The organism is Paenibacillus sp. Y5S-9, from assembly GCF_036894235.1.
GTDB lineage: Bacteria > Bacillota > Bacilli > Paenibacillales > Paenibacillaceae > Paenibacillus.
The window spans coordinates 3,727,597-3,745,859 of the sequence record NZ_CP145887.1; the positions used below are offsets into that span (position 1 = coordinate 3,727,597).

Here is an 18,263-nt window from a genome sequence, read left to right on the forward strand (position 1 = left end):
TTAAACGAAAGGTGGTTAAACAGAGGGTGTATGTAATGAACAAAAGTTATATGCAACGTTGCTTTGACGTAATAGAGATCATCTCGAAGGAGTTGCAGAGAATATAGATCGCACCATTACTTTGTAGAAGATATGCATAGTGTGATCGTCAAATTAACCGATTAAGTGGGAGATTCATTGAAAGTAATTGAGGGGATGGTAGCGCCATGCCAATTGAAATCAAAGACATTGTAGTGTTTTAATGAGTAAGCTTCAAGATCATAGTTTAAACTTTAATTTTAATCTAGGTATTCTTCGAGTTGCTGACGAGTTGAAGACATTAACTGGCGAAACCATCTTTATCGGTGTCTTGAATGATGATTCCGTTCTTGCCACGCATATTAATCCAGGTAGTTTTCCGACAAGGACACATTATGAAAAAGGAGAAAAATTGCCTGTTATTAAAACGTCGGTGGGAAGATATATCTTAGCCTTTCAATCACCTGAAATTCAGGAGCAAAATCGGGTTTTGCGGTAGATAACGAGGAAGCCGATCAAGGAGCAAAGAAAACAGAATAACCCTTCTCAGAAATGAGGTGGGTATCCTGTTTATAGATGTTGGCATTTTAAAGTGCCCTCAATCATCATGGAGAGCCTTTTTTTGGGGGAGTAGTATAGTTTAGTGTTAATCTTCTGAACTAGTGAGTAGAAATTTTCCGATAATATTCTCGTTGCTATCGTACAAGTTTATATACTTATCGACTTTTGGTTCATTCATACTCTGAATTGCTTCTTCGGGAGTTTGTGGCAAATCTTGATTCATATCTGAAGTCTTGATGTAACCTTCAGTTCCGTCTACACCAAAAGCCTTAACTAGATCTAATTCTGTTTCATCATGATAAATAAATGAACCATATGTTTGACCGTTATCATTGATTTTTATTTCCATTTGATCTTTAGAGGGACTAGTATCGGCAGATGCAGCTCCCCAGCCATAAACTCCTATTCCAATCCCTAAAGCACAAGTCACACCAACTGTAATTAATTTTAGTGATTTTGTTTCCATTAGAATATCCTCCTAATGTTGAATGATTGGTGTTTTAGAACCACCGTCGTATTCATACTTACCAGACTGCTAAACGGCAAACACTGCCTCAGTTTCGTAATCCCCAGATCCTTAACCTCAGTAGAATCTATTAAATTACTCAATTTCAAATTAATGTAACATTTAATGTCGTAATTGTAAACCATTTTTAGGTTATTTAGATACTTATGTAACCACGGAAAATTCACTGGCATATTCAGTCTCAATAGAGGGCAACCAGAGGTAGGAAAAAATCCTTTTACAATCATTGTCAGTACGTTATAATACAATCACCAGATTGATTACCCAAAAAAGTTAAATATTGTAATTAGACATTGGAGGTATGGTAATGGTCAAGAAGAAAATGTCCAAAGCCCTCAGCGCAGCTTTAATCGTTTCTATGCTGGCTACTGGCGTGATAGTCGCTATCCAAGGTAAAACAACGTTAGAGGCATCATCAGGTGATAAAAAGGTTGAAGTTATTAAAGCACAAGCGTGACCTTACTATGAAGAAGCTTAGGTGCGACTATATCGTCCCAATTAGGGCATATTCGAAGCACCTGATGCGAAAACCTCAGCTCGGTTAACCGAGCTGAGGTTTTTTCATTATCATTATGAATTGATGTCGAGGGACAAGATCATGGTGCAATTACCAATTATACATTGGCTCCTCGTGCAGGTCATGCGGCCGATGCCATGGACTAGAAGGACGCGACCTGGGCAATTGTACGATGGCATTCAGCCACCACTTGGCATGCCTTACGGATGGATTCGATTTCATAACCACTTTTTAAAATGATCATGTTCGTATCAGGCCCCATTCGTAATAGCTTGCATAGCGAGTCGGGCGAGTCCGGTGCAAAAGTAGGAGGGCACGGCGACATCCAGGATTTCTTCTTTGCGCTACATACGTATGAGCTCATTTTGTTCTTTAGTACGGGGGCGGTGAGCAACGGGACTTGTTTAAGGAATTAAGCAAAAAAGATGATTTATCTGTACTTCAGAGAGATCCAAAACTTATCTTAGTTGAACTATATTTTATAAGGAGACACGTAAGATGGAATTAAAATTTAGGGAAAAGGCTCTGTTATTTTATTTGATCGAGGCTAGATACAATGATTTGGAGTTACGAGAGGAGCAAGTATATCAGGAAATTGAAGATCTATACTTTAAATTTAAAGATGAGTTAGAAAGAGAATATGGGGAAGACTGGCGAGAAATTTAAAGCAAGGAGGTACCCAAGAAAATGATTTATTGGAGTATGCAGACATTAGAGGTTTGGAAACAAGCTCAAGAAACAGGTTACTTGGAGGGAAGCTCTGAACACTTAATGTTTCCAAAACAATACATATGGATGATGGAACAAATGAAAACAAGATTACCTAATTATAAAGGTGAGTATCCAATCTGGCTATGGATCAAAAAGCCGGATATGAGATCTACCGCACATTTTGAGGGAGGAACTAAATGCGTAAGATTAACCATTGATCTCAAGGAGACAGATGTACTAATATCAGATCTTGATAGATGGAACCTGGTACTGAACAATGGATTTTGCTCTGATAATGAACATGAAGAAGGTGAGTTTAATAAGGGGATACTAGAAATGACGAAAGAAGAAAGTTGGGAGCGGATTTTTGATTTAAATCGAGCGGTTGATGTTAATTGGACAGGTAATGGTGCATGGCTTCAGGGAACTACGGGACGAATCTACTTAGAAAAAGTGAAGAGAGTAGAGCAATATATTAGTCGTAAATCAAAGTTATACTAATAACAATTATAACAATAAGGTAAATAAGACATATCATGACCTCTTTTCAAATGTTGATGGGGAACATTGAAAAATCCTTCCCTTTAATCGTTGCTTACAATTCCAAGTTAGGATATGGCCAATAGCCTAACTGTGTGAGGGCTAAAGTCATTAATCTGGTGGTTTAGTACTCTAAACTCATCATTCATAATGTCAGAGAATATAGTTGATAAGCATTATCATTCGTGTTATATTGTTCACCAGTAAACAAAATATAAGAAATCAATTACAAAAACTCTATTATTAATATAATATTTTTGTTTACAAGTAAATAAGGAGCGATCAAAGAATGATCTCAAAAGATCGAACAAAACAGTTACTTTATGACCAATTTATCCGTTTTTTACATGTGTATGAGAACCACAAGGATACAGAAATCGAGCATTTCCTAAGTATCGCCCAGCGAGAAAGTATCGAGAAAATCCCTCAGCATTTGACCGCGGTTCATATGATAGATTGCATAGGCAAGCATGAGCCTATTAACAACACGGGTATTGCCGAGGCGATGAATTTGTCCAAAGCAAGTATCACCAAAATTGGCAACAAACTGCTGGAGGAAGGATTCGTCAAACGTACGAAAATGAACGACAACAAAAAGGAAAGCTATTTCCGGTTGTCACCGCAAGGCAAAAAAATCTTTGAACTGCATGAACGTCTGCATATACATGAGGCTGAGCGCTTCTATCGTACTCTCGACAAATATTCGGAAACGGAGCTAAAAGTAATCCATCAATTTCTTCAAGACAGCAGTATAAATATTGAATCCAGATAGAACGAAGGAGAGTGAAGCATATGAGTCTGGCGGAATTGATCAGGGAGCGCAGGAGTATTCGTAAATGTAACTCTACGCCGGTGTACCAGGAGTTAGTTGTAGAATTACTGCGTAAGGCTATACGGCTTCAACCATTTGTTGAGTCTGGCTCGTGGCGTGTAGTATATGCCGGAACGCCAGAAGCACGCAAACGGTTGGTGGACTGCATGCTGGAACAGATGTCCCAGAGCAAGCTCGGCAAGCTGATCCCAGGGAAACTTCTGGATGTTTTTAAAAAGAGATTTACCGATATTCCTGCCCACGTCATCGTTATGTCGACTGTGGGACCGAATCGTCTGACCAATGACCGCAATTATGCGGCTGCTTGCGGGGCGATGCAGAGCTTCCAACTGCTGGGTTGGGAACGAGGGTTAGGAATGTTGTGGGATACAGAGTCCATGATTCAGCATGAAGGGTTCTTCAATGGAATTGGCTTACGTGAGGATGAAAGATTCGTTGGTATTCTTCATATAGGGTATTACGACAAAGCGCCAAGAAGTCGGAAAAGAACACCAGCCGAGCAGAAGTGGACCGTATTGCGAGGACAGTCTACATAGAAGAGGAGGATGTAAAAATGAAATTGTCAGATCTGGAAGGAGCCATGGACAGTCCAAGTGAGTTTTTGGATCGACCGGTATCGCAGGATCTAATCCTTGAGTTGCTAAATCATGCCGTATGGGCGCCAAATGATGGCCTCCGAGAGCCGTGGCGATTCATCTTTGCTGATAACAGGTATGGGGACATCATGCAGGGATTACAGGAGCCTGCCCCTGCATATCTTCTGGTCTTGGTGAAGGAAGAGGCGGATCAACATAAGCGGGAAGAGGACTTTGCAGCTGTCTGCTGCCTAATTCAGAATTTCCGCTTACTGGCTCATGAACAGAGTCTGGGCGTACGCTGTACCTTGCATGACTGGATGTACGACCCGAGCCGTACTGAAAGGTTTGGTGTACTGAGTAACGAGCGCATTGCTGCGGTTCTGGAATTGGGGTACGGTGCAAATCAGTGGAAAGGAAATACTGAGTTACCTGAGACTCAACTTCATTTTGAATTGCTGTAGGGTGGCGATCAATTTTATTGCACCAAAACATCATAACTGATTGAGCTTGCTTTCAGGCTCCTCACCATTTTCTACACGTTTTATATTCTTTATAAAGAAATCATATCTTGTTTTATGAAATTTCCGACCATCAGGCATTCCTGCTGTATGGGGAGTAAGTATCACATTACCCAGATTCCGGAGCTCACTGTCAATAGGAAGCGGTTCAGATTCAAACACATCCAGGCATGCGCCTGAAATATCCCCGTTTTTTAATGCATCAATCAAGTCTCTTTCGTTGACAATGCCTCCGCGGGCTGTATTGATAAAAAGAGTGGTATTTTTCATTTTTTTGAATACCGCTTTGTTGATCAGCTGTTTGGTTTGCTCATTCAAGGGTATATGTACACTGACTATGTCCGATGTGCTTACAAGAGTATCGAAATCCGTCATTTTCACAAAACCGTCCGATTGTGCAGTGGCATTTCTCGCATACGCCAGCACATTCATGTCAAAAACCCTGGAAAACGCAGCTACTTTTTTTCCAATAGCACCCAAACCGATAATCCCAATCGTTTTGCCCTTTAATTCACTCCCTGTATAGTCCAATTGATTTTCATCCATCTTGTTTTTCATGAAAGTATCAAGAAACGGTATGTTTTTATAATAAGACAATATCAGTGCCATTACGTGTTCGGCCACTGCCTGTGCATTCACACCTCCAGCATTAGCCACCCAAATGCCGCGCTGTGTACAGGCAGGGACATCCACATTATCAAATCCTGCACCTGTCTGTACCAATTTTAATTTTTTTGCGTTAGAAAGCAGGCTGTGGTCCACTTTAATATGTTCAGGAATGATTACCTGGCAATCTTCAATATGATCCAGCATTTCTTTTCCGGGCGGAACAATTACAACGTTCCAGTCTTGCGGAAAACATCTTGCAATATTTGATTTTGAGGTTTCGCTAAAATAGCCAACGATGAGAATTTTCATTGCTAAACCACCTTTCATAAGCTACCATTCCTCGAATAAAACCGTTTGATGCTCGTCATTTTATCCTTTTAATACAATTTTATCAAGAAAATCTCATCACGTTCTATTAAACCGGAATGGAGAAAACGATTTTGGAACAGTTGCATCAAGCCAAATCTAAATTGAAGTCTGTGGGGATTAACCCGGGAACTGTTTAGATGACGCATTAATATATTGGCAGGGAACGTTTATAGTGTTGTATCAAATATTCTTTTGTATGTAAATACAAGGAATTATATCGTTCAAAATAGAATACTAGTCTAGTGTGATTGTCTATTCCAAGATTAGTTATATTGGTCAAGTGAGACGATTCACCTCTTAAAGGGATATTAATTCTTATCCTTTTATGAAAAAAATCGAAGGGATTGATACGGATGAAAACTAAACAATTATTAGATATGAATAAGAACGTGAAACAACAAACGAAATGGTTCGAAAGTGAGGAACAAATAAATGGAATTGGTATTACAAAATGTAGAGAAGAGTTTTGGTGAAAAAAAAGTATTAGCTAATTTAAGTTTTCAATTTGAAAAGGGAAAGATCTATGGCCTTCTTGGGCGAAATGGCGCCGGAAAAACAACGTTATTCAATTGTTTAGGTGGCGAGATCCAAGTGGATGGCGGCAAAATGAAACTTGTCAACGGATCAAAATCGCGTGACTTGGAAATGGATGATGTGGGCTACGTTTATTCACTGCCACTGTTACCAGAATTTCTGACGGGATATGAATTTGTACGTTTTTTTATTGATGTGAACGTAGATGTAATTGAAGGACGAGGAAACAATATTGATGCTCTGTTTGATATGATGCACATTGCGCAGGATGACCGACATAAGCTCATTAAACATTACTCGCATGGAATGAAAAATAAAGTTCAAATGTTGTTATTTTTACTCATGAAACCTACAGTGATTCTGTTGGACGAACCTTTAACTTCATTTGATGTCATCGTTGCGAGTGAGATGAAACAATTGCTACGTGATTTAAAAAAAGATCATATCCTAATTTTCTCGACCCATATATTGCAATTGGCAACGGATCTGTGTGATGAGTTAATTATTTTAAATCATGGGAGTTTAACACGGATTTCACCCGAAATCCTTACTCAGCCCAACTTTGAAGAGCAGGTCATTGAATTATTACGGCATGAAAGCCAAAATGGAAGTACGAAGGAGAACGCCAATGACGGGAATGATTAGTACAATTTCTCGCATATGGCAGTTACAGATGATTGCGCTGGTCAACCGTTTGATCTATTTCACACAAAAGTTACCGTTTGTAGGTCATTTAATCAGTGAACAAACGTATGCTGCTGTTCGGACGAAACGTACAATCGGTGCAATTGCGGTTATTTTATTATTTGTCGCTGGTTTATTGGAAAGCTTATTGTATTTCGGGGGAATGCTTGCATTGCCCATGCTCTTATGGACGGAGAATGGTAATAGTACGGAGCATTTTAACCTTTTTCTTCACATGTATTTTTGCATAAGTGGCGTAATGGCTGGGGTAACGAGTGCAAAAGTGCTGGAATTAAACAAAATGAAGTATACATCTATCCGACTTATGCGAATAAACCCAACCAAATATATGCTAGCTACGCTATTTTATCGGTATACGACATTTTTCTTCTATCAAGCGATTGCAATGACTCTGGTTGCGGTACTTTTTAAATTTCCAATGACTCAAGCATTGCTTATTGTGGGAATTATGACTTTTTGGCGAGTGACATGTGAATTTTTACATCTGGCATTATTTAAATGGAAAGGCATTATTCTTGTACAGAAAACATGGGCTACGAGTTTGAGCATGTTGCTGGCACTGACTTTGGCTTACCTTCCTTTCACAAAACTGAACCTTCCTCTATTTGGATCTGTGATATTGGACCAATCATGGTTTGTGACACTGATATCGTTGTCCGGGGTTATCTGTGGGTATGTTTTACTAAAACATACGGATTTCACATTTGCAGTGCGCGCAGTAACAAACCACGCTGATCCATTGTTAAATCCAGAAATACGGATTGCTGATTTTCAACAGAGAATGGTTCAGTCAAAAGAACATGATCTTAGCAGGCATTCCTCGTATAACCTTCATGTCAACAAGCAGCGCACATTAGAAAAAGAGGGATACGAGCAATTACACGAAATTTTTGTTACCAGGCATACCGCTCTCCTCCGTGCACCGTTCCACAGACGTTTATTGGCTATTATAATCATAGGCATACTCCTACCTTTGTTGTTACTCATTTTCAAAGATCATCTTTCACTACATTCAATTGAAAGATTCTCACCTTTAATCATTATGTTCATGCTAAATCTGACCGTAGGTAGCCAGATTTGTAAGGCTCTATTCTACCATGTTGATAAGCCGTTAATGCGCTATCCATTTTACCGTCAGCATGCGAAGCAGCACTTTCTGTTACGACTTAGAAGTATATTAAGCATCAATCTAAAGTTAGGTTCTTGTTTAGCAGCTGTAGTAAGTGTATCTATACTTGTATTAACTGGGGGACAGGATATCAGTTTGCTACTTCCTATCTGGGTTATAACCATTGCACTGGCTGTATTTTTCTCAGTACATCATCTGTTGTTATACTATGTAATTCAACCCTTCACAACGGAGTTGGAAACCAATAGTCCTCTTTTCTCACTCGTAAACAGCCTTATTTCATTGGGTTTTGTTGTGGCGATGTTTCTAGGTCCTCCACTATGGGGACTAACCGCTGTGATCATGGTGTTGACTTTAGCCTATCTATCCAGTGCTATCCTTCTCGTAACCAAATATGCTCAATACAATTTTAGAGTAAAATGAGAAGGAGACTCCAAAGAGTTGAGATAGTTAACGTTATACATCAACAAAATTCAGCTATTAAAGGCTACAAATTAGATATCATACTTGTTTTTATCCCCGGGTAAAACCGCTTAAAGCATTGAGTCTCAATCCCCACTAGGCCTATGTAAAGTAGGAGGGATGAGATTCAATGCTTTTTTGATCATGAAGAACGGTATTTTGTGATAAAGGTTTTCCTGTTTTATTGCAGGAAAGAGGTAATCTGAGCACGAAATATGTTGATGATTATGCTAAAAAAGTTATTTGTTGCACAATGATGTAGCCAAAGGAGGATGTGCTTGAGCAAAGCGCTGGTCTGCATCCCCATAGTATATTGGTATGACAGAGATCAACCATGGCGTTGCGTTCCATGTCTGGATCAACGTAGCGAGCTTATATTAGTAATAACAATTCATGTCGAGGGACTGATAGGGTGAGAGGGATGAGAAGACTTGAGTCTGGTATGTCAGTAAACAACGAATTATTTTCTGACATTGTCAGGTATGAACACGAAACGATAAGCGAAACGACCATAATAAACTCAAATGTTGGTTCACCCATATTTTGGAGCTGTACCCTGCAGCATCTGATATTTGATACCTGCGATCTTACAAATGCGAGATTTTTTTCCGGTAGTACGATTGATCATTGTACATTTATTCGTTCCGACTTGCGCTCGGTTGGCATTGCCAAAGACGAAGCTGTTTTCACCAATTGCGAATTTTCCTCCTGCGATATGAGAGGCATGACCTTGGAGAACGCTACGTTTATCGACTGTACTTTTGTTAAGTGTAGATTCAATGACCGGATTTTACGAGTGGCGAATATCGTCAATTGTTCCTTTACCGGCAAGCTAGTGGATATTACGTTTGAGGGAAATGGCAAACAAAAGCTAATCGCTAATTTTGAAAACTGTATCCTTGACGGTGTTCGATTTGTAAGCTGTGACCTGACGCAATGTATTCCGCCAAAATCCAAAAACCATGTGTATGTTGAACAGGTATCCGCACGTGTGAAAAATGCCCTGACAAAGATAGACGATGACCCTAATCTATCTGAAGATGATCGGAAAGTACTGGTACGCAGTCTGCGCAAGTTTGAGCCTATGGAACAATATATTTTTAACACAGCGCACATGAAGAAAATATATGGTGATGTTTTTGTTGAACGATTTTTCAGTAGTCTGGATTGTAACATTGCGTAAACCTAAAGAATAGAAATTAATTGAAGATTGTATTTCAAGAGCAAAATTAAAAACAATGATTGAAGTGAGAGGAAAGGGGCCGCTTGTGGTGACAAAAGTTGCCCTTTATTTGTATAAGAAAAAGCCCGCAGGGATGCGGGATTTTGTTAGTTTTACACTAAGTATACATTACCTGCCAGAAATTTCATTCAGCGAGATTTCTTGTTCCTCCAGCAGTCGTTTCAGCTTTTGGCGCTGCCGTTTTTCCTTCTGACGGCGCTCTTTGTCCTCAGCCTTTAGAGCCTTGAGCAGGGAGAAACACATACCGATAAGTACAATAGCGAACGGCAATGCGGTTACAATGGATGCCGTCTGGAGGCCAGTTAGACCCCCGCTGATTAGCAGTACAACCGCAATGGAGGACTGCATGATTCCCCAGGTTAATTTCACTCTTGTACTAGGGTCCAACTTGCCATCTGAAGTGAGCATGCCCAGTACAAAGGTAGCTGAATCAGCCGACGTAATAAAGAAGATCATGATCAGCATTGTGGCGATGAATGCCACGATCGTGCCCAAAGGCAGCTGCTCCAGCATAAGGAATAAAGCGGTTGTCGTATCTTCCTTGACAGCCTCCGCCAGATGAGCGGCATTGAACAATTCCATGTGAAGTCCTGTTCCGCCAAAGACGGAGAACCAGATAAATCCGAAAAGACTTGGAATAACCATGACGTAAATTACAAATTCCTTTATGGTTCTTCCTCTGGATACCCTTGCGATAAAAGTGCCGACAAAAGGAGCCCACGAGATCCACCATGCCCAGTAAAATAACGTCCATGCTCCAATCCAGGTTTCTCTTGAGAACGGCGTCAGTCTCAAACTCATGTTAATAATATTCTGCATGTAACTGCCCAAGGTTGTTGTGAATGTGTCAAATATAAAAGAAGTCGGTCCAGTCACCAATACAAACAACATCAATAATAAAGCTATAACGAGGTTGACGTTGCTCAGAATCTTAATACCTTTATCCAGACCGGAGGTTGCCGAGATTAAAAACAGTACGGTTACAACGATGATAATGACAACCTGAGACAGTGTCGAGTTAGGAATACCGAATAAGTGATTCAGACCCCCGCCGATCTGAAGAGCACCCAATCCAAGCGAGGTCGCAACACCAAAGATGGTGGAAATGACCGCCAGAATATCAATAACCTTACCAAGCCAGCCTGAAGCAAGACGCTCACCTATCAGAGGAATAAAGGTGGAACTGATCAGCCCTTTGTATCCTTTCCGGAACTGGAAGTAAGCAAGCGCTAAGCCGATGACGGTATAGATAGCCCAAGGATGTAGCCCCCAGTGGAAAAAGGAATAACGCATTGAAAGTATGGCTGCTTGCGTTGTTTCGGGTACCGCCCCCTCAGGTGCAGATAAATAGTGGGACAGCGGTTCAGCAACTCCCCAGAAAACCAGCCCAATGCCCATACCCGCGCTAAACAGCATGGACAGCCAGGAAACCGTAGAATATTCCGGCTCATCTTCGTCATCCCCGAGCCTAATGCCGCCAAATCGGCTGAACGCCAGATAGAAAGCGAAGATCAGGAAGAACAGTGTCGCTAGCAAATAAAACCAGCCAAAATTCTGAATAGAGAAGTTGTAGGCAACATTAGCCACATCCGCCAGCTGATCAGGAGCGACGGCTCCCCATATTGCAAACAGTGCAACGATGATAATTGTGATTGTGAATACCATGATGAGACCTCCGTTATGTAAGCTTCAGCCAATTGTTCCTTAGTATGTGCTAGTCCAACTTGTAATATTTCGAAAAGCTAGCTGTTGATAAATTAAAACAAACCGCCATGTAATGAAACACTCAGCGGTTTGTTTTGATCTTGCCTGAATAATATATGGCCTATAATCTCTTGTTAATCTGAGATATTGTATCATCTCATCTAACTAGTTTTATTCATTTATGAAAAGAAATCTGAAGAAGGCTGACTGTTATCGTAAATTTACAGATCCTTCAGATTATATTGCATGCGTGTAAGCATGTCGGTCATCACTGCAACTTCTTCTTCACTGAAATCCAGTATCATCTGATGAAGAAACTGGTTTCGATCCTGCTTGAAATTCGCGATATGCGTTAGCCCTTGTTCTGTTAACCGGACGAAGGTTTCCCGATGATCGTCGGGGTTTCTTCTTCGTGACACCAAACCGTCTGCTTCCAGTTGCTTCAAATGGCGTGTAACAGCAGCACTGTCAATATGAATGGCCTTCTGCAAATGGCTTTGTGTAACTTCTTCATGAAGATAGAGATGATACAGCAGAACGTATCGTGAGGAGCTGATCCCCGTACAACGTTCAAATTTAGGTTTCAACTGATTGCTTATATTTTTAAGTAATATTAATAAGGTTTCTTGTTCCAGCGAACAATTCATGTTTGCCCCTCCTTGAATGGTGCAGAATGTCTTGAAAAGCTTCATGTAACAAGGGCAGATTCCTTCCAAGACATTCAGCAACTAAAGGCAACTATATCACAATGTGGAGACTGCTCGCACTATCGCTTTGAATCATGCCCAAAACGTGGTCTCTTCGGCTGGCATACGGTAGGAGGTGTATCCCTCGCTTGCAGCTTTTCCAATTGTCAGTAGCATGACTGGTACATAGCGTTCTTTATCCAAGCCAAACACTTCGGCAATTTGATCTTTTTCATAACCGCCGACTGGATTGGTGTCATACCCATGTGCACGGGCAACCAGCATCAATTGCATGGAAACCAGACCGGCGTCAAGCATAATGACATCGTTCATTTCAGCATCGGACATGTTGTTATAGATCGGTTTGAATGCCTTCAACTGAAAGTCCTTAACATCTTGTGGCATTAAGCCATGCTCAACAGCTTTTCCATAAATGTTTTCTGCATATTCGAAGTTGTTTTTGTCCGCAAACACGGCAATGACAGCAGAAGCTTGAGCGACTTTTTCTTTGTTAAAGCGGGACAGTGGGACGAGTTTTTCTTTTCCCTCTGGAGTATCCACCACAAGGAAGCGCCAAGGCTGCATGTTGATGGAGGAAGGGGCAGTGCTAGCTTCATTGATGATTTGAGTCATTTCTTCCCTGCTGATTTTTACGGATGAATCGTATGTCTTAATGGAGCGGCGTCCATAAATAATTTCGTTAAAATCGTTTGTTTGTTGGTATGGTTTCATAATAGTTACTCTCCCTTTATATTTAGTTGATCCATCAATATTTGACTAGTCAATTGTTGATAAGTCAACTATAAACGATAACTAAGTCCATTTCAATCGTTTTTTATGTAAAAATATCACAATAACAGCAACATTTCCGACGATCTAACTTAACTTTTGCATAATTTTATCCTGGTTGTTTAAAAATGAGTAAGGATAATATGCATGAACCCCAGTGACTAGATACAAATAAATAATCAGGAATAGCACGAAAAAGGCTATTAGCTTAAAGGAGTGTTACAAAAATGAAAGCAGTTGTGATTAATCAATATGGAAGTAAAGAAGAGTTAGTTGAACAGGAAGTGAATAAACCGAGGGCAGAAGCCAATCAAGTGGTTGTAAAACTAGAGGCTACATCCATTAATCCAATCGATTGGAAATTAAGAGAGGGTTACTTAAAAGAAATGTATGACTGGGAATTCCCTATTATCTTAGGGTGGGATGTAGCTGGGGTCATAACTGAAATTGGTTCAAACGTTACCAAATGGAAAGTTGGAGATCGAGTATTCAGTCGTCCAGATACAACACGTTTCGGTTCGTATGCTGAATATACAGCAGTTGATGAGTACCTTCTGGCAAAACTACCTGATTCAATCTCATATGAGGAGGCTGCGGCTGTACCTTTGGCAGGTTTAACAGCATGGCAGGTACTGTTTACTCATGGCGATCTAAAAGAAGGTGAAACTGTACTTATTCACGCTGGAGCTGGTGGTGTAGGTATGTATGCCATTCAATTAGCAAAACATGCTGGCGCTCATGTTATTACAACAGCAAGTGAAAAAAATCATGAACTTCTTTATTCGTTAGGTGCTGATCAGGTCATTGATTACAAAAAGGAAAACTTTGAAGAGATTCTAAAAGATATAGATTTAGTGTTTGACACGATGGGTGGAGAAGTAGCTGAGAATAGCTATAAGGTGCTTAAGCCAAATACCGGAAGACTGATTACCATTGTTGGTGAACCCAATCATGACACTGCTAAGTCTCACAATGTATTAGCAAAGGGGATATGGCTACAGCCAGATGGTGATCAATTGCAGAGAATGGCAGATCTGATGGAAGAGAAAAAGATAAAGTCGATTGTAGGGGCAACATTCCCGTTTAGTAGACAGGGTATTTATGATGCACATGCTTTGAGTGAAACCCACCACGCTGTAGGTAAAATCGTCATTACATTTTAAAAAAGAAGACTGGGAAAAACCGCTAAACATTAAAATTGGCATCTGTCGAGGGACAAAAACATATTTCCATTAAGCCGCTATCTTAGCGGCTTTTTTATATTATCAGTACAAGTTCGTGTCCCGAGCCAAGGACAAGAACTTGTACCGATTGCGATTTAAGAGATTTATGTAAGCAAACTTTGCGTCTCTTTAATAAAAGCGGCGATAGGCAGGAGAAATCGCTTCCAGGGAGGGGACTGCTAATCCTATGACACGGTTAATGGAAGGGGTTAACGGTTTTACCAGGATACTAGCTGGCACAGCCGGTAGTATCATCGAAAGCAATCGTATGGCTAACGCCCGATTGGCTGGTATTTTTCATTTTACACTCGAAGGGCAATTCATTATCATGGATTCTATAGAGCAGGTGGAGGTGGGTCACGATGATGATAAATTTGCGAGTCGTACATTTTATACTGACAGGTTTCTCCATTCAAGTTGGAGAATTCGCGCATGTAACCCTTGAAGATTATATGCGCCTGACCGAGAATTGGGAGGGTGTTCATGATTGAACTGATCAGACACGTTATGGAAGACATGAACAAGCAGCTCGACCGTATTGAGAAGAGTTTGAACTTGCTGAATGATGAACTCATTTGGATAAGAATAAAGGGATCCATGAATAGCGTCGGTAATCTTTGTTTGCATTTGGCAGGTAACGAATATCAGAATTTCGTTAGCGCGATCGGCAACAGACCGTTCATCCGGACGCGAACCCGTGAATTCACGAAGGACGGGGGAATATCGAGAGAAAAGCTGATTCTTCTTCTTCGGGAAACCAGAAAGGAATCGGAAAATGTTGTAGCTGCGTTATCGAACGACGATTTGTCCCGAGAGGTTATCATTCGCTATGACCGTGAGGATTGGAACCGAATGCACCGAACGAATAGGTGTACTGAAGAAACCTACGATACAAGAGTAATCGGTCGGCTGCTTATCCAGGTATCGGCACACTACGGATATCACGCAGGACAGATCGTTGTGCTTGCCAAGATGTTGCAAGATACGCAAGAACATGTCACGGGTCAGTACCATTGAGGAGGGCATATAAAATGAGATAAAACACAAGAGAATAGATGCCGATAGACATATTTATCCATATATTGCGACCAACTTTCTATACAAAGTATAGAAAAATTCAATAAAGAGAGATAGCGCACCTAAGGTTACAGGACAGGAACAGCTTCAGCAGGTTGTTCAGGTACTGAAAGTATGGATGAAAGCAGTACAAAAATAAAAAAAGGACCGTAAGTGTTCATCTTCCATCGATGAATGCTTTCGGTCCTTTTATGTTTATCCTTTACTTTATGCCTTGGCAGCATCTTTATAAACATATCTAATGAAGGAAGGTACCGGTTTACGCCTCTCTTGGTTAACGTCTTCGGAAGGCTCCTCCACGTGCCAGAGCGAAGAAAATGAGCAGGGCAATAATCGAGCCAACAATGGCTGGAATAATATGAAATCCGCCAATCACCGGTCCCCTTGGTCCCAGCAATTCCGTTCCTAACCAGGAACCGATAAAACCCGCAATAATGTTCCCGATTACACCGCCCGGTACGTCCCGCCCAATCAAGTTGCCGCTTAACCAGCCAATAAGTCCACCAACAATGAGTACCCAGAGCAGATCCATGGATTGTTCTCCTTTCTTCGGGTTTATTACAAGTTATGTTGGGCTGAGTGGAATATACCTCACCTTCCTGTGGTGGAGGAATCTAAAGCGCCTGTGCTAAGATGGGTTAATAATTGATTGAAGCTGGTGAAAACAAGGCTAGATAGGGGTGTACAGTTGAAGAAAATCCTAGTCATTGATGATGAAATCGCAATTCGAGATTTAATTGAGCTGGTGCTAAGGCGAGAAAACTACGATGTGCAGACCGCAGAGGACGGCAAAACGGGCTTGCAGCTGCTTGACTCTTTTCAACCCGATTTAGTCGTACTTGATCTGATGCTGCCAGACTGCTCTGGATATGACTTGTGTAAGGAAATAACCGGAAAGCGTGCCATTCCTGTGATCATGCTCTCTGCCAAAAATGAGATAATCGACAAGGTGCTGGGACTAGAGCTAGGGGCGGAAGATTACATGACCAAACCCTTTGACAATCGTGAATTGCTCGCTCGGATCAAGGTGATTCTGAGAAGAAACGAGAGCAAGGAGGAATCAAGTGAAGGATCAGAAATGAAATCTACACGCATCATTCATGAAGAGCTGACATTTGATCTGGAAAGCCGCAGGGTGCTAAAAAACGATGTACCCGTGTCTTTAACGGCCAAAGAGTTTAAAATTTTGGAAACGTTACTCAAAAGGCCAGACAAAATATTTACCCGGGATGAGCTGCTGCAGATCGGATGGGGATATGACTTTATGGGAGACAGTCGCAGTGTGGATATGACCATCATGCGGTTACGGAAGAAGCTGGAGGATAACGCGGACGAACCGAAGTATGTCAGGACGATCTATGGATTTGGCTATCAACTTGGAGGTGGCGAGGCCTGAAGTATGCAACCCGGTTACTGCTGAATTATTTATTTTTCTCCGTGCTGTCCTTTGGCATCATCATTTTTGCGGTGAATAAAGCCATCGATTACTACAGCTTCATTACCATTGAGAAACAGACGATGGAGAAGGCGGATCTGTCCGAGTTGTCCTTCCGTGAGGTGTTATCTCAGCATAGGTCATCTTCAGGAGAGCCCCAGACCAAGGAAATTGTCAGACTTGCTCTGGAGAAGCTGAAAGCTTCGGGCAAGGAAGTACGTATCTATGACAGTTCCAAGCAGTTGCTGGGCTTGGCTGTGGATGGCATCATCATTAATGATGGCAAACCTCTTATTTTCGAAAAAAATATTGAGAAAGCCCTGAGCGGCAGTTATGCCTACACCGTCACGGAAGATCATCTGCTTTATTTTGCCACTCCCATTCAGGATCAATTCTACGAAAACGCTTATGTGTATGAGTTCGTGGAGGATATTTCCTACTTTTATGCGATTATGGATCAAATCCGTTATATCCTGTTTGCGGGTGCAGGCGGATTTATTGTACTGATTACGTTATCCAGTCTGTGGATTGCACGCAACACAACCAAGCCGATTAAACTGTTGCTTAGCGCTGCGCAAAGTTTCTCTAGACAGGAGTTTCGGAGAGTTCATCTAAACCGGAAGGATGAGCTGGGCATGCTGGCAGATGGGCTGGATTCCATGGGGCGGCAGCTTCATGATTACATTCAGTACCAGAAACAATTTGTCTCCAACGTATCTCACGAGTTAAAAACACCCTTGGCAGCCATTCGTGGTTTCTCTCAATACTTGGTTGAAGGGGAAAACGAGGACAAGGAGCTGCAAAAAATCTATGCTCATCTGCTGCAGGAATCGGATCGGCTGACACGCTTGATTAATGAACTGTTGTTGTTATCACGATTCGACAAAGCTGGTTCTAACGAACTGGAAGTTGAAAAGACGGAAATGAACGAACTAATTCAGGAAGTCACAATGAATATGGGAGCCAAGGCTAAGGATAAAGGGATCGAGATCAAAGTTAGCAAAGTAGAGGGAGGATCGGCAGATGGAGGTCTGACAAGAGTCTACGCCGAGGTCAATCCAATGTTGATGTCCCATGCAATCGCCAACCTTGTGGACAATGCCATCAAATACTCAGGAAGTCACTCACAGATTAAAGTAGAGATGGAGCATACGCCAAGTGAGGTGGTTATACGGATACGTGATCAAGGGATCGGCATCTCGGGCGATGAGCTGGAGAGAGTGCAGGAACGTTTTTACCGGGCGAAAAATGCAAGCACAGCGAACGGTTCAGGTCTTGGACTTTCCATTTGCAAGGAGATTGTAGAGCGGTTTAATGGATATGTTGACATGGAAAGTCAAATCGGGGAAGGTACGACCGTTACGATTGTTTTGCCTCGTGCGTAGACCTGCATCTAAACCCAAGCCTAAATAGGTAACGTTACAGGATTGGTACATTTCTGTTATGAGACTAACAAATGTTTTATTTATAATCACTTCATAAGAACAAATCACACAT

21 protein-coding genes are annotated in these 18,263 nt (G+C 41.3%); 15 read left to right on the forward strand and 6 right to left on the reverse strand.

Features of this window, described 5'->3' with window-relative positions:
• The first annotated feature begins 241 nt into the window (after positions 1-241).
• On the forward strand, positions 242-517 hold the full coding sequence (locus V6669_RS16385) for a hypothetical protein (protein ID WP_338586965.1): 276 nt from the start codon (positions 242-244) through the stop codon (positions 515-517).
• 147 nt (positions 518-664) lie between these two features.
• Here the strand turns inward: V6669_RS16385 and V6669_RS16390 are convergent, their stop codons facing one another.
• On the reverse strand, positions 665-1,045 hold the full coding sequence (locus V6669_RS16390; protein WP_338586966.1) for a hypothetical protein: 381 nt from the start codon (positions 1,043-1,045) through the stop codon (positions 665-667).
• A 367-nt stretch (positions 1,046-1,412) separates the two neighbouring features.
• Between V6669_RS16390 and V6669_RS16395 the strand changes: the two genes are divergently transcribed.
• The 6 genes from V6669_RS16395 to V6669_RS16420 all read left to right on the forward strand — a co-directional run bounded on the left by V6669_RS16395 (position 1,413) and on the right by V6669_RS16420 (position 4,744).
• Entirely contained in the window at positions 1,413-1,562 is a 150-nt protein-coding gene (locus tag V6669_RS16395; RefSeq protein ID WP_179086457.1) for a hypothetical protein, read from the forward strand.
• Between the two features lie 558 nt (positions 1,563-2,120).
• A complete protein-coding gene (locus V6669_RS16400; protein ID WP_155985137.1) occupies positions 2,121-2,288 on the forward strand; it encodes a hypothetical protein in 168 nt (55 codons plus the stop codon).
• Positions 2,289-2,309: 21 nt separating this feature from the next.
• On the forward strand, positions 2,310-2,834 hold the full coding sequence (locus tag V6669_RS16405) for a DUF3841 domain-containing protein (protein ID WP_338586967.1): 525 nt from the start codon (positions 2,310-2,312) through the stop codon (positions 2,832-2,834).
• Positions 2,835-3,162: 328 nt separating this feature from the next.
• Positions 3,163-3,645: a MarR family transcriptional regulator gene (locus V6669_RS16410; protein WP_017688279.1), complete on the forward strand. Its 483-nt coding sequence runs from the start codon at positions 3,163-3,165 to the stop codon at positions 3,643-3,645.
• Between the two features lie 20 nt (positions 3,646-3,665).
• Positions 3,666-4,241 (forward strand): nitroreductase, encoded by a 576-nt coding sequence (locus V6669_RS16415; protein WP_338586968.1) that lies wholly within the window; start codon positions 3,666-3,668, stop codon positions 4,239-4,241.
• Positions 4,242-4,258: 17 nt separating this feature from the next.
• A complete protein-coding gene (locus V6669_RS16420; RefSeq protein ID WP_338586969.1) occupies positions 4,259-4,744 on the forward strand; it encodes a nitroreductase family protein in 486 nt (161 codons plus the stop codon).
• Between the two features lie 30 nt (positions 4,745-4,774).
• On the opposite strand, the gene V6669_RS16425 is transcribed toward V6669_RS16420, so the two are convergent.
• Positions 4,775-5,737: an NAD(P)-dependent oxidoreductase gene (locus V6669_RS16425; RefSeq protein WP_338586971.1), complete on the reverse strand. Its 963-nt coding sequence runs from the start codon at positions 5,735-5,737 to the stop codon at positions 4,775-4,777.
• Between the two features lie 474 nt (positions 5,738-6,211).
• Here V6669_RS16425 and V6669_RS16430 point away from each other — a divergent pair, with 474 nt between their 5' ends.
• The 3 genes from V6669_RS16430 to V6669_RS16440 all read left to right on the forward strand — a co-directional run bounded on the left by V6669_RS16430 (position 6,212) and on the right by V6669_RS16440 (position 9,792).
• Complete coding sequence (locus V6669_RS16430; RefSeq protein ID WP_338586972.1) at positions 6,212-6,958, forward strand: ABC transporter ATP-binding protein; 747 nt, start codon at positions 6,212-6,214, stop codon at positions 6,956-6,958.
• Positions 6,942-8,570: a hypothetical protein gene (locus tag V6669_RS16435; protein ID WP_338586974.1), complete on the forward strand. Its 1,629-nt coding sequence runs from the start codon at positions 6,942-6,944 to the stop codon at positions 8,568-8,570. The genes V6669_RS16430 and V6669_RS16435 overlap by 17 nt, the downstream gene beginning before the upstream one ends.
• Before the next feature lie 460 nt (positions 8,571-9,030).
• On the forward strand, positions 9,031-9,792 hold the full coding sequence (locus V6669_RS16440; protein ID WP_338586975.1) for a pentapeptide repeat-containing protein: 762 nt from the start codon (positions 9,031-9,033) through the stop codon (positions 9,790-9,792).
• Between the two features lie 168 nt (positions 9,793-9,960).
• On the opposite strand, the gene V6669_RS16445 is transcribed toward V6669_RS16440, so the two are convergent.
• The 3 genes from V6669_RS16445 to V6669_RS16455 all read right to left on the reverse strand — a co-directional run bounded on the left by V6669_RS16445 (position 9,961) and on the right by V6669_RS16455 (position 12,974).
• On the reverse strand, positions 9,961-11,517 hold the full coding sequence (locus V6669_RS16445) for a BCCT family transporter (protein ID WP_091029932.1): 1,557 nt from the start codon (positions 11,515-11,517) through the stop codon (positions 9,961-9,963).
• Between the two features lie 260 nt (positions 11,518-11,777).
• On the reverse strand, positions 11,778-12,203 hold the full coding sequence (locus tag V6669_RS16450; RefSeq protein WP_338586976.1) for a MarR family transcriptional regulator: 426 nt from the start codon (positions 12,201-12,203) through the stop codon (positions 11,778-11,780).
• Positions 12,204-12,335: 132 nt separating this feature from the next.
• Positions 12,336-12,974 carry a nitroreductase family protein gene (locus V6669_RS16455; RefSeq protein ID WP_338586977.1) on the reverse strand — a complete coding sequence of 213 codons (639 nt, stop codon included), beginning with the start codon at positions 12,972-12,974 and terminating at the stop codon, positions 12,336-12,338.
• Positions 12,975-13,258: 284 nt separating this feature from the next.
• On the opposite strand from V6669_RS16455, the gene V6669_RS16460 reads away from it, so the two are divergent.
• The 3 genes from V6669_RS16460 to V6669_RS16470 all read left to right on the forward strand — a co-directional run bounded on the left by V6669_RS16460 (position 13,259) and on the right by V6669_RS16470 (position 15,271).
• A complete protein-coding gene (locus V6669_RS16460) occupies positions 13,259-14,194 on the forward strand; it encodes an NADP-dependent oxidoreductase (protein ID WP_338586979.1) in 936 nt (311 codons plus the stop codon).
• A 422-nt stretch (positions 14,195-14,616) separates the two neighbouring features.
• Complete coding sequence (locus V6669_RS16465; protein WP_338586980.1) at positions 14,617-14,745, forward strand: hypothetical protein; 129 nt, start codon at positions 14,617-14,619, stop codon at positions 14,743-14,745.
• Complete coding sequence (locus V6669_RS16470) at positions 14,738-15,271, forward strand: DUF1572 family protein (protein ID WP_101313845.1); 534 nt, start codon at positions 14,738-14,740, stop codon at positions 15,269-15,271. Before V6669_RS16465 ends, V6669_RS16470 begins: the two co-directional genes overlap by 8 nt.
• A 334-nt stretch (positions 15,272-15,605) precedes the next feature.
• On the opposite strand, the gene V6669_RS16475 is transcribed toward V6669_RS16470, so the two are convergent.
• Positions 15,606-15,863 carry a GlsB/YeaQ/YmgE family stress response membrane protein gene (locus tag V6669_RS16475; protein WP_247897659.1) on the reverse strand — a complete coding sequence of 86 codons (258 nt, stop codon included), beginning with the start codon at positions 15,861-15,863 and terminating at the stop codon, positions 15,606-15,608.
• Positions 15,864-16,019: 156 nt separating this feature from the next.
• Between V6669_RS16475 and V6669_RS16480 the strand changes: the two genes are divergently transcribed.
• The gene (locus V6669_RS16480) at positions 16,020-16,727 is read left to right on the forward strand and encodes a response regulator transcription factor (RefSeq protein ID WP_338586983.1); all 708 of its coding nucleotides are present in this window, start codon (positions 16,020-16,022) and stop codon (positions 16,725-16,727) included.
• A gap of 71 nt (positions 16,728-16,798) precedes the next feature.
• Complete coding sequence (locus tag V6669_RS16485) at positions 16,799-18,151, forward strand: HAMP domain-containing sensor histidine kinase (protein ID WP_338586985.1); 1,353 nt, start codon at positions 16,799-16,801, stop codon at positions 18,149-18,151.
• The last annotated feature ends 112 nt before the right edge of the window (positions 18,152-18,263 follow it).